Below are 12,536 nucleotides of genomic sequence, written 5' to 3'. Positions count from 1 at the left end.
TTATAACGGCTCTTTATATATTTTTGGCAGGAAAATTCCATGGGAAATACACGTCTAAAGCCATTGTGGCTAAAGATTACTACCCGCTTATTTGGCCTAATACTGTTGTTAACCGCACTCTTCTTTACAATCGAGGGCGGGAAATTATTGAGTTTAGGCGGTAGCGGGTACTTCTTCATTTCAGGCATAGTCCTGTTAGTGAGTAGTCTTCAACTCTTTCGTTTAAAAGCGTCAGGTGCGGTGCTCTACCTTCTGTTCGCACTGGGGACACTGGTGTGGGCGGTGATGGAAGTGGGCTTCGTTTTCTGGCCGTTGATTTCACGTCTTATGTTCCCTGCAGGTTTAGCAATTGTTGCGTTCCTGCTATTACCTTCACTGCGCCAACCCCTGGCAACGCGGCGAATAAGTATCGCCAGTTATCTTCTTGCCTTAGTGACGACCATAGGGTTCATCGCGGCGTTTGCAGGTATGTTTCAACCTCATGATCCCGTTGCGTTCCAAGGCGAGCCTAAGCCATTAGTGCCCGTCTCAAAACAAGCGCCACTCACCAACTGGGATAATTATGGTAACACCCCGGGGGGAAGCCGATTCGTCGCGGCAGACCAGATTACTCGTGATAATGTCCAACACTTAAAACCGGTATGGACCTTCCATACGGGCGATACCCCGCTGAGTCCAGACGGTAATGGCGCCGAAGATCAACAGACTCCGCTACAAGTTGGCGACAAAATCTTCCTCTGTACGCCGCATAACAACGTTATCGCTGTGGATGCTGACAGTGGTAAGGCGCTGTGGAAAGCCGAAATCAATGCGAAGTCATCGGTCTGGATGCGCTGCCGTGGGCTAGCGTATTTTGATGCAACGCAGTCTCTGCCACACCCTGATCTACCAGGGAGCAGCCAGCCTCTCGCCGTCAACAGTGCCGACATTGCGAATTGTCCACGTCGTATTCTGATGAATACCATTGATGGACGTCTGATTGCATTAAATGCCGATAATGGCCAGTTCTGCGAAGGATTTGGCGATCACGGGACGGTGAATTTATTAACCGGAATGGGCAATGCTCCCGATCCACAGTATGTATTGACCTCCGCGCCAACCCTTGCAGGCACCACTGTGGTCGTTGGCGGGCGTATCTCAGACAATGTCAGTACTGATATGCCTGGTGGCGTGCTGCGGGGCTTTGATGTGTTGACGGGCGCATTACGCTGGGCTTTCGATCCGGGTAATCCAAACCCGAATGCTACGCTGCAACCGGGACAGCACTATGTTCGCAGCACCCCGAACTCGTGGGCGCCAATGTCTTACGATCCGCAATCCAATACCGTCTTTATGCCGATGGGCAGTTCTTCTGTCGATATCTGGGGCGCGAATCGCACACCGTTAGACCATAAATACGGTGCTTCAATACTGGCGGTTGATGCGAATACTGGTAAAGAGAAGTGGGTATATCAAACGGTCCATAATGATCTCTGGGACTTTGATATTCCTATGCAACCGAGCCTTATCGATTTCAAAACACCCGCGGGTGAAAACCGTCCTGCGGTAGTCGTCGGCACGAAAGCGGGGCAGATCTACGTTTTGGACCGTTTGACGGGACAACCGTTAACCAAAGTCGACAATGTAAAAGTGAAGCGCGGTAATATTCCGGGCGAACAATACAGTGACACCCAGCCGCGTTCAGTGGGGATGCCACAGATTGGCGCTCAAACGTTAAAAGAGTCGGATATGTGGGGGGCCACACCCTTCGATCAGTTGATCTGCCGCGTTAACTTTAAATCGATGCGTTACGATGGTCTTTACACTGTGCCGGGGACCGATAAGTCGTTAAGTTTCCCAGGCTCACTTGGTGGGATGAACTGGGGAAGCCTCTCAACGGATCCGAATAACCATCTGATTTTCGTCAACGACATGCGCTTAGGCTTATGGCAGCAGCTGATCAAGGCTGATCCTAACGCGTCGACATCAGCAAATACAGGTGGAGAGGCGGTGAATACTGGGATGGGTGCCGTACCGATGAAAGGCGCACCGTATTCGGTGAATAAAAATCGCTTTATGTCGCCATTGGGTATCCCTTGCCAAGCGCCGCCATTCGGGACGCTTTCTGCTATCGACATGACCACACAAAAAATTCTGTGGCAGGTTCCACTGGGTACCGTTCAGGATACCGGACCGATGGGGATTAAGATGGGCATGAAAATGCCAATCGGTATGCCTTCACTCGGGGGGAGCCTCGCCACACAGGGGGGGTTGGTCTTTATTGCGGGGACCCAAGACTACTACTTGCGAGCTTTTGACAGTTCAACCGGCAAGGAAGTTTGGAAAGCTCGACTACCGGTCGGTAGTCAAGGTGGTCCAATTAGTTATGTCTCCCCAAAAACAGGTAAGCAGTACATCTTGATTTCAGCGGGTGGGGCGCGTCAATCCCCAGACCGGGGTGATTACGTTATTGCCTATGCATTAAATTAAGATACTTCTTGCATAAGAAGCATTGCCAACAAAGTGTTGAACATTAATCAACACTTTGTTGCATATTATGCATATTCCTATGCGCTTTTTCTTAGCATTATCCTTTCGTGGTATAGAGATAATTAATCTAATAGCCTTTAGAGGGGGTGCTCAATTGGCTTACCTAGCCTAGACCAAATGTTACAAACATCAGTTCGCAATACGTAGTAATCCTAGCGTTGTTGGTGGTTTTTATAGGATGGATAGTAATTAGAAATTTCATGAGGTGGAATAAATTGGCTAGAAATTAGTTGTCGTTATCTTACAATAATTATTCGTCAAAATTGGATATCTTTTTTAAAAACAAATATTAAGGATTATTCATTATGACTATTTTTAAAGCAGCCTTTATCTTCATCGCTCCAGAAGCATCACCCTCTACAGATTTTACTTGGATAAAAACAAAAAATGTTCATCTGAAAACGGTCGGTGTGAAGACCTACAAAGAGGCGTGTGAACTGCTTGATACATTACATAGTGAAGGTATACAAGCCGTTGAGCTCTGTGCGGGTTTTGGAAATCAAGGTGTTTCTGAGGTAACCAAAGCCTCAGCAGGTAGGCTTAATATTGGTGTGGTAAGATTCGATAATCATCCTTGTCTGAACAATACCAGTGGTGATAGTTTATTTAACAAGTAGAGACGATAATCAAGGTGATAGATCCTCAGTATGAAATGTAACAAATATATTCCTTACGGAGACATATCACCTTGGTTGTCTTTATGTTTAGAGTGGTTTTTTGATAAAGGTGATTTTATTCCTGAGATATTTCCTGGAACAGGTAATGAGATATTATTCAATCTAGGCGATGAAATGAATGTTTCTGTATTGAAAGATAATACAACCGTATCTCAAACGATCATTGCTTCGGGAGCAGCAGTGATAATAACACCAAGAGAATATAGAGTAAAATTTTCGTCAAGTAGAAAAATTCATTTTTTAACCTTGAGGTTTAAAACGGCAGCTTTTTTCGATATATTCGGTATTCCTGTTAATCTAATTAAAGACTGTATTATCTCCTTAAATGATTTAAATATCGATTATCCTAATATTAATAATTTGTTAATTAATAAAGCCGAAACACTGGGAGAATGGTTAAGAAAAAAAATTTCAGTAAAGAAAAACAACGAATTGATTTTGTTGGAGCCGATAGAAAAATTTTATCATAATTTCAATTACGATTTATTATTCGGAAGTGTAGTATTTAACAAACGAACATTACAAAGAAAAATACATCACCATGTGGGTGTGGATATTCGATCTTTACAAAAAAATGCCAGATTTCAGAAGGTTATAAAGGAGTTGTTCAAAGGAAGGCCACTACTTAATACAATACTAGATTATGGATTTTATGATCAATCTCACTTTATTAAAAACTGTGTCACCTATACTTCGTTGTCTCCTAAAAAACTGTTCACTAATCAGCATATTACCTTAAATCATTATAATGTTAATACCTATATCATAGCTGGCTATATTTAGCAGTAATTTAGAACTATTTTTCGAAACATTCATTGAACAACCCCCCCCCATGTATTTAAAGATAGTTTCCACATGTAAATTTATAATAGAATAGCTGTTGAGGAATTTTTTTAAGTGGCAACGGCGATTGATGCAGTTATTTTATCTTTCTAAGATAATATCATTTTAAAATAAATGAATTTAACATTTATCGCTGCACCAGCGGTAATGATGGGCTACGCTTAGGATTTCCCGTCACGACTTAGGAGCGACCCATGACGCACCATGCAACGCTACAGATAGCAGGCCATACACTTCCATCACTAGGTATGGGGAGTTGGCGGTTAGGTCAAGGCCGTTATAGTGAACAGCAAGAAATATCCGCCCTACACCGTGGGGTAGACCTTGGATTACGGGTTATTGATACCGCTGAAATGTACGGTGACGGGAAATCTGAAACGTTGATCGGTAAAGCGATCAAAGGCCGTCGAGACCAGACCTATCTGGTCTCAAAAGTCTATCCTTGGAACGCGACGGGGAAACAGCTTGAAGCCAGCCTCGATGCATCCCTTCATCGGCTACGCACAGACAACCTCGATCTCTACCTCTTACACTGGCAGTCCGGTAATGATCTACAAGAAGTGGTTAATCTTATGGAAGAGATGAAGCAGAAAGGAAAGATTACCGCTTGGGGCGTTTCTAACTTCGACTTACCCGCGATGCAATCCCTATTACAGGTTGACGGTGGGAAGCAATGTGCGGTTAACCAAGTCTTCTACAACCTTGCGGGTCGAGGTATTGAATACGATCTTGCTCCGTGGTGCGCAGAGCATGACATTACCATGATGGCGTACTGTCCGCTCGGCGGCGCGGGATCACACTTGCTCGATATGGAGGAAGTCAAAACGCTTGCCACTCACTATCAGGTGACGCCTGCAGCGTTATTACTCGCTTGGGTGATCCGGCAGAATAAGATTTTGGCGATACCTGAATCCGGCAGTGTTCAGCATGTTGAAGACAACGCACGCGCCCTACAACTTGAGATCAGCGAGCAAGATTGCGCGCAGCTCACGCGCTATTATCCCGCCCCTGAGATCGCCGAACCGCTTGAAATTCGCTAAGTCGCGTCAATAAAGAGGGTATTTTTAGTAAAAGGGTGGTGAAAAGATTAGCTGCGGGATCATCGGGCTGTTAGAATCAGCCGCTCACGGCGTCACCACCGCAATGCTCAATGACATCAAGAATTCGCATGCAGGGAGATGACGATTTTCTCATAGACATCAACGAAAGCCGAATTTTATGCAGGTATGTAGCTTTATTATTAATAGTAGTGGCCATGAATCCTTTGGTCTGGTCTGTGAACAAGGTGTAATTGATGCAGGAAAACTGCTCGACTATTGCGATTTTAAACACCTACTGGAAGATGATGGCCTTGCCGCATTACAGCCACTCGCTGCGCGCTCTGCAGATTATGCGTTCCATGAGATTAGTTTTCTGCCAGTGATTAAGACCCCTAATAAAATTTTGTGTGTGGGGATGAATTATTCAGAAAAGCGCATCGAATTTGGTGAAACCAATCCAGCACCGACCCTATTTATCCGCTTTGCTGATAGCCTTACCGCGCATCTCCAACCGATCCAAAAACCGGTGAGCAGTGAGCAATTTGACTATGAAGGCGAGCTGGCCGTAGTGATCGGTAAACCGGCTCACCAAGTGACTGAAGATGAAGCCTTAGATTACGTTGCTGGATACAGCTGCTTTATGGACGCCACCGTGCGTGACATGCAGTTTACGTGGTTTACCGCGGGTAAGAACTGGCCAGCCACTGGGGGATTTGGACCTTGGATGACGACTCACGATGAAATCCCTGATCCGCAACAACTTGAATTAAAAACGTTCTTAAACGGTGTACAGGTTCAAAAAGACTCCACACAAAATATGGTCCACAGCGTTGCAGCGATCATCGCCTATGTTACGCACTTCACGCCTCTGTCACCGGGTGATGTCATTATTACCGGATCGCCAGGCGGTGTCGGTAAATCCCGAACACCACAACTGTTTATGTTCCCTGGCGACGATGTCGCTGTCGAAATTAGTCAGATTGGCCGCTTATCACACGTAATACGTTAAAAAGAACCGATAGCAGGGAGTCGCTATCGGTTGAAGTGCGGTAAGTCTTCCCTACCGCAAAACGCTTAACGGTTAGACGCGGCGATCTCCTTTCCCGGGTGGTTGACCGCCTCATCATCAGGCTGAATATCACACTGTTTAGGTAGTGTTACCGATAAGATTGCTGCAATCAGGAGTGAGAGAGACAGCGCATAGATGGCAACGTTTTGGCCGTAGAAGTTAATCATCACGCCGACTAAGTAGGGTCCACAGAACCCGCCCAAATTACCTAATCCGTTAATTACTCCCCGTGCGGCCCCTGCGGCTTCTGCCGACGCAATGCGTCCTGGAATACTCCAGAATGGGCTGGTGGCAGCTTTCAAGAAAAACCCACAGACCACTAAGGCAATATAGGCTGCGACCACGTGGTGGCGCAGAACCACCGAGGCAACCAACGAGGCGGCAAAGCAAAGCAGTGACACGCAAACCCATAAGCGGCGCTTACCTGAACGATCGCTGAAGAGCGAGATGACGTAGATACCCGCTGCCATGGCGACAAAGGGAAGAATCGCCAGTCCGCCGACATCAGCCATATTTCCCCCCGTCAGATTCTTAAGAATGGCAGGTAGCCATAGGGTGTAACCATAATCGCCCGTTTGGTAAAAGAAGTTGAGGAAAATAAGCGTTACTAGCCCTCGGTTTTTGAAAACATCGCGTAACGGTGCATTACTCACTTTAACTTTTTCTTCACGTGCTTCACGTTCCGCTTTGAGTTGTGTTAGTAAGTATTCACGTTCTTTTTCAGGCAACCAACGCGCTTCTTCTGGGCGATCGCTGATGAGCGCCCACCATAACATCATCACGATAGCGGAGAGGATCCCTTCAATAAAGAATAGCCAGCGCCAATCCAGCGCCGAGATGATGGCTCCAGAGACTGGCGCAGTGAAAATACCACCCAGTGGGGCAAACATCATGACGATGGCGTTTGCACGGCCTAATTCTTTTTCAGGGAACCAGTTGCTGACCATGGTTAACACCACCGGCAGCATTCCCCCCTCGGCGATACCGAGCAAGAAACGTAAAATTAGGAGTTGATACTCGTGGGTGACAAAGCCAGTGGTGACAGAGATAACCGCCCAAGCCGTTAGCGAGGCGGCAATAAATTTCTTACCGCTACCGTGGACGGCGATGCGCCCACCAGGTATTTGTAGGAAGAGATAGCCAATAAAGAAGATCCCACTCACCACTCCAGCCATTTGGCTGGTGATCCCTAACTCTTGATCCATCCCCCCCGGTAAGGCAAAACTGATGTTTACCCGATCCATAAATGAGATAATACAAGCAATCAGTATGGGGACAATTATTCGATACCAGCGGGTCCGTGGAACATTATGACTCATAGTACTCCTCCCTTCAGAAAACAGTTTTCTGAAATAAATCTTCGCTTATCTTCCGTGAAAAATATTCCATTATCGTCATCTTTTACTTTCTTAGTTTATAAGCATAGTCATTATCTTCGGTAAAAGGACGGTTATTTTATGACGACTATGAAACAATGTTTTTACAAATGTTTTTGCGAGTTGCATCACGCTGAATCGTGTTAACAAATGATGTTACGGATAACGTGATCCGGCGGGCGTTTTCCCAAGTTATCAGGAAAGTGGGAAAGTATCGCCAATGAGAAAATGCGTCTCAAGGATGACCTGGCTGACGGTCTCATGCCCCTGAACACGTTGCAACAACAGCTCAGTGGCCTGTTTACCGACCTCATAGCGGGGGGTTTTGATACTGGTGAGGCGGGGCGTCGTGATTTGTCCTATCTCCAAGCCATGAAATCCAACTATCGCGATACGCTGTGGAATGTCAATATTAGCGGCTTGGCAAGCCCGTAACACGCCGATCGCCAAATCATCATTGGTGCAAAAAATGGCGTCAAGATTCGGCACGCTATCTAAAGCTTCCTGCATCATCGTCGCTCCGGTTTCGATGGACGACACTTTTTGAGGACTAATGTGGGTTATCGCTAAGCCAGCGGCACTGAGTGCATCGCAGTAGCCTTGGTAGCGTTGCTGATCGCGTAAATCAGACATAGAACCGAAGTAAGCGATATGCTTTCGACCCGCTTCGATCAAGGCTTGTGTCGCCTCGTAGCCCGCACGGAAGTTATCAAAGCCGACATTAATACGCTCAGGCTGTGTGGCAATTCCCATGACTTCGGCAATAGGGACTTTAGCAGCGTGTAAATATTTCTCAGCTCTAAGGCTATGGGCGGTGTCGGTCAATATCAACGCTTTGATATTGAAGGCAAGTAACGCCGCAATCTGTTCCTCTTCTTTTTGAAGAGAATAGTCGTAGGTGACGACTAGCGTTTGGTAGCCCTGAGCTTCCGTGACGGCCTCAATCCCCGCTAATAACTCGCTAAATATCTGATTATTAAATGAGGGAATAAGTATGCCTATCCGCGGGATTGATTGGCTAGTGATCTGCGGATTATCAGAATCGGGTTCAAACCCCACCTCCTTAACAACACTGGCGATTCGTTCGGCCGTATCGGCTTTCACTTTTTCGGGCGTGCGCAGAAAACGGCTTACCGTCATTTTGGTCACACCCGCAAGTACCGCGATGTCATTTAAGGTAATACGTTGTTTTTTCATAGATTACGTATCGAGAGGTTGGGCACACATTATGCCGTGAGCCACATAAAAAAGATATGTCTGGCGCCAAGACGCTTAAGTTATTTTTACCAATTGAGGCTGGCACAAAGTTTGCTTCGATTAACGTTCGACACCAGGGGAGAATAGCCAATGAGCGTACAGACCGACGTCAGCCTTAACCCGATTCATATCCGCTCCGCACAAAAATGGCAACAGTTAGCCTTAGGGTTACTCTGTATGGCTTCCATATCTAGCCCGCAGTACGTCTGGACGCTATTAACTAAGCCGTTTCTCGAGCGTCTTGACGTTCACTTACCGCTGTTACAAGTGACCTTTTCCTTACTGATTATCTTTCAAACCTTCTTGTCACCATTGCAGGGCAAGTTGATTGACCGCTTTGGTGCACGGCGCTTGATCGGTGTTGGGACACTGTTTACTGGGGCGAGCTGGGTGGGTGCCGCTTACAGCCACTCCCTGTGGACACTCTATGTGCTGTATGGAGTCGTTGGCGGAATTGGTACCGGTATTGTGTATATCGGGATAGTGGGACAAGTCGTACGCTGGTTTCCGGCGCAACGCGGCTTTGCAGCCGGTATGGTTGCAGCAGGGTATGGAATGGGCGCTATTGTGACGACGCTACCGATTTCACTATCGCTCAGCCATTATGGACTTACTTCAACACTACTGATCTTTGGCGTGGGCTTTGCCGCACTTGGCGGAGTGGCCAGCCGAGGGCTACGCGATGCCCCCAGTGTCAGTCCTGTGATCAGTCATCAAGCGTGCGTTGAACGCCACTACTCCTCTTCGCAAATGCTCAAGCAACCACTGTTCTGGCTACTGTTTTTTATGATGGCCTGTATGTCAACCTCAGGGCTTATGGTCACTTCCCAGCTGGCAAGCTTTGCCGTAGATGTCGGGGTGGGGCAAGTTCTGATTTGGGGCATGGCAGCATTACCCTTGGCGATGAGTCTTGACCGCTTAACCAATGGCTTAACGCGGCCATTATTTGGTTGGGTTTCTGATCGGATTGGCCGTGAGAATACGATGTTTGTCGCCTTTATCCTCGAAGCGGGTGCGATGAGCTTATGGCTAACGTTCCGCCATGATCCGTTGTTATTTATTCTCCTTTCGGGGGTGGTTTTCTTAGGATGGGGCGAGATATTCTCTCTTTTTCCGGCCACGTTGACCGATACCTTTGGTAGCCAACATGCCGCCAGTAACTATGGCTGGTTGTATATGTCACAAGGGGTGGGTTCAATACTAGGAGGCCCCCTCGCAGCGCTGCTCTATCAAGCAAGCCACGGTTGGGTCCCCGTGTTTAGTTTAGCGATTGGACTTGATATTTTGACCGCATTATTAGCAATAGCGGTCTTGAAGCCTTGGCGTCAACGCTTTATCAGTCGCTAGAGCGCGCATGCTGCTGTGAAGCCAGTGCTTGGATATCTTTTGGCGAAGTCCGGCAACAGCCTCCGATAAGCTTGGCGCCCGCGGCAAGCCAATCAGGAAGATAATCCGTTAATTGTTGGCAGTGATCGCCACCTTGGTGCCAGGTTTTACTCTGCGCATCGTAGGTCTCACCGGAGTTAGGGTACACCACTAATGGTAACGCGGTAAGGGTATGCAGATGGTTCAATGCCGCCGTCGTCTCCGTCAAGGCAATACAGTTAATGCCTAGGGCGACGACTTGTGGCTGAGCGGTTAGGTAACTCACTACCGTGGTCAATGGCGTACCATCACTCAGATGATACGCATCCTTAAGCGTCATGCTAAACCATGCGCTTGCCTCAGGAAACGTTCGGATCAGCTCGCATAAGGCTTGGATTTCAGCGAAAGAGGGCTGGGTCTCGCACGCCAAGATATCGGCACCTGCGGCCAGAAGCTGGGTAATGCGTGGGCGATGGAAATCAATAAAGGCCTCACGGCTTAGCGAATAATCGCCACGATATTCCGAACCATCGGCCAAGTAAGCGCCGTAGGGGCCTACGGAACCTGCGACTAATGGGCGAGGCGAACTTGGCGACTCGGCGAGAAACTCCGTGCGGGCGTCGACGGCCAGGACTACGCTGCGTGCGATAAGCGCTTCGGCTTCTTCGCGATCCAACCCTCGTTGTGCAAAGCCTGCCAATGAAGCCTGATAACTGGCGGTAATGGCACACTGTGCGCCGGCCCGAAAATAGTCGAGATGAACTTGGCGGATAATGTCGGGTTGATTAATTAAGACATTTGCTGACCAAAGACTGTCGGTGATCTGACAGCCGCGTGTTTCAAGCTCGGTTGCCAGGGCCCCGTCCAGTACGATAAAGGGAGACTGTTCCAGTAACGAAGTAAGTGGATTAGTCAGAGACATGCTTCACGTCCTTAGATTTTTTTGCAGAAGTTAAATAGTAGGCCGCATAACAACACGCAACAAAGGGAATACCACACCATAACGCGATTCTTTGGCTAGGGTCAAAAGCGAGGCCTAAACAGGCGATGAGGCACAAAATAAACCCTAAAATAGGCAGTACTGGGAACCATGGGGCCCGGTAAGCCAGCGCCTCGACCGATTGTCCCGAGGCCACGTAACGACGGCGGAAACGGTAGTGTGAGGCACAGATACTAAGCCATACGGCAACAACGGCGAAGCCAGAGATAGCAGAGAGAGCCACAAACACCGTATCCGGGGCGATAATACTGGTAAAGAGCGCTAAAATACCACCCAGCATACTGATGCTGATCGCAAAGACCGGTATTCCCCGCCGATTCACCCGTGCAAAGGCGCGAGGTAAGGTGCGCTGATTTGCCAATGACCATAGCATCCGACCTGAAGCATAAAGTCCGGAATTTGCTGCTGACAGAATGGCCGTCAAAATCACGAAATTAAAGATATCGGCGGCATAAGGGATGCCGATTTTCTCAAACACCAGTACGAAAGGACTCTTTTCCACACCCGCCTGCTGCATCGGAATGAGTGCGGCTAAGACAAAGACGGTACCTAAGAAAAAGATAATTAAGCGGGCAATTGTGGTACGAATCGCGACCGGGATGACCTTCTCTGGATTCTCTGTTTCACCCGCCGCGATGCCAATCAGCTCAGTACCTGAAAACGCAAAATTGACGGCAACCATAGTCATTAAGATGGGTAAGGTGCCATGGGGGAACCAGCCTTCAACGGTGAGGTTGTGTAAGAAAGGTGCTGGGGTACCGTCGTGCATCGGCAGAATACCGAAGATGGCGGCAGCTCCCAAGATGATAAAGACCAGAATGGTGATGACTTTAACGAGAGAAAACCAAAACTCACCCTCCGCGAAAAAGCGGGTCGAAATAATATTCAATCCAAAAATGATCACGCAGAAGAGCAGACACCATTGCCAGATAGGGACCAGCGGGAACCAATACTGCATACAAAATCCGGCGGCGGTAAAGCTAGACCCTAAGGCTACCGTCCAAGTCAGCCAGTACAGCCAAGCCACGGTATAGCCGGTAGCAGGGCCTAAATAGCGGGTGGCATAGACATGGAAGGCTCCCGTTTCAGGCATTGCGACGGAAAGTTCGCCTAAGCTTTGCATCACTAACCACACCACCAAGGCGCCGATTAGGTAGGCAAGTAGTGTTCCTGCGGCACCGGTAGTGGAGATGATATAACCGGTGTTGAAAAATAATCCTGTGCCGATCACCCCCCCCAATGACAGCATAACCAAATGGCGGGCTTTCATTGTGCGGTGTAAGGTTTTGCTCTGTTCTGCTTCTGGTTGCATACGACCTTCTAAACGTTTAGACATCTAAATAGCTATAAGCACTTTATACGTTGAATTTTTTTAGAATG

At 47.8% G+C, this 12,536-nt stretch carries 10 protein-coding genes; 6 read left to right on the top strand and 4 right to left on the bottom strand.

The window, feature by feature from the left end; translation table 11 throughout:
- The first annotated feature begins 39 nt into the window (after positions 1-39).
- From MKR94_RS08180 to MKR94_RS08160, 5 genes are all read left to right on the top strand, one after another.
- Positions 40-2,469: a glucose/quinate/shikimate family membrane-bound PQQ-dependent dehydrogenase gene (locus tag MKR94_RS08180; protein WP_241646470.1), complete on the top strand. Its 2,430-nt coding sequence runs from the start codon at positions 40-42 to the stop codon at positions 2,467-2,469.
- A gap of 365 nt (positions 2,470-2,834) precedes the next feature.
- A complete protein-coding gene (locus tag MKR94_RS08175) occupies positions 2,835-3,146 on the top strand; it encodes a DUF6506 family protein (RefSeq protein WP_241646469.1) in 312 nt (103 codons plus the stop codon).
- Between the two features lie 30 nt (positions 3,147-3,176).
- Positions 3,177-3,989: a helix-turn-helix domain-containing protein gene (locus tag MKR94_RS08170; RefSeq protein ID WP_241646468.1), complete on the top strand. Its 813-nt coding sequence runs from the start codon at positions 3,177-3,179 to the stop codon at positions 3,987-3,989.
- A gap of 254 nt (positions 3,990-4,243) precedes the next feature.
- Positions 4,244-5,089 (top strand): aldo/keto reductase, encoded by an 846-nt coding sequence (locus MKR94_RS08165; RefSeq protein WP_241646467.1) that lies wholly within the window; start codon positions 4,244-4,246, stop codon positions 5,087-5,089.
- A 178-nt stretch (positions 5,090-5,267) separates the two neighbouring features.
- Positions 5,268-6,098 carry a fumarylacetoacetate hydrolase family protein gene (locus MKR94_RS08160; protein ID WP_241646466.1) on the top strand — a complete coding sequence of 277 codons (831 nt, stop codon included), beginning with the start codon at positions 5,268-5,270 and terminating at the stop codon, positions 6,096-6,098.
- A 65-nt stretch (positions 6,099-6,163) separates the two neighbouring features.
- Here the strand turns inward: MKR94_RS08160 and MKR94_RS08155 are convergent, their stop codons facing one another.
- Positions 6,164-7,477, bottom strand: a complete 1,314-nt coding sequence (locus MKR94_RS08155; protein ID WP_241646465.1) for an MFS transporter — start codon at positions 7,475-7,477, stop codon at positions 6,164-6,166.
- 252 nt (positions 7,478-7,729) lie between these two features.
- Complete coding sequence (locus tag MKR94_RS08150; RefSeq protein WP_241646464.1) at positions 7,730-8,731, bottom strand: LacI family DNA-binding transcriptional regulator; 1,002 nt, start codon at positions 8,729-8,731, stop codon at positions 7,730-7,732.
- Positions 8,732-8,881: 150 nt separating this feature from the next.
- On the opposite strand from MKR94_RS08150, the gene oxlT reads away from it, so the two are divergent.
- Positions 8,882-10,138, top strand: a complete 1,257-nt coding sequence (gene oxlT / locus MKR94_RS08145) for an oxalate/formate MFS antiporter (RefSeq protein WP_241646463.1) — start codon at positions 8,882-8,884, stop codon at positions 10,136-10,138.
- On the opposite strand, the gene mmuM is transcribed toward oxlT, so the two are convergent.
- Both mmuM and mmuP read right to left on the bottom strand, forming a co-directional pair.
- Positions 10,128-11,078 (bottom strand): homocysteine S-methyltransferase, encoded by a 951-nt coding sequence (gene mmuM, locus MKR94_RS08140; RefSeq protein ID WP_241646462.1) that lies wholly within the window; start codon positions 11,076-11,078, stop codon positions 10,128-10,130. The genes oxlT and mmuM overlap by 11 nt on opposite strands.
- On the bottom strand, positions 11,065-12,468 hold the full coding sequence (gene mmuP / locus MKR94_RS08135) for an S-methylmethionine permease (protein ID WP_241646513.1): 1,404 nt from the start codon (positions 12,466-12,468) through the stop codon (positions 11,065-11,067). Before mmuP ends, mmuM begins: the two co-directional genes overlap by 14 nt.
- Between the last annotated feature and the right edge of the window lie 68 nt (positions 12,469-12,536).

The organism is Rosenbergiella metrosideri (assembly GCF_022602565.1).
GTDB classification, from domain to species: Bacteria; Pseudomonadota; Gammaproteobacteria; order Enterobacterales; family Enterobacteriaceae; genus Rosenbergiella; species Rosenbergiella metrosideri.
This window is presented reverse-complemented; position numbering and strand designations above follow the sequence as displayed.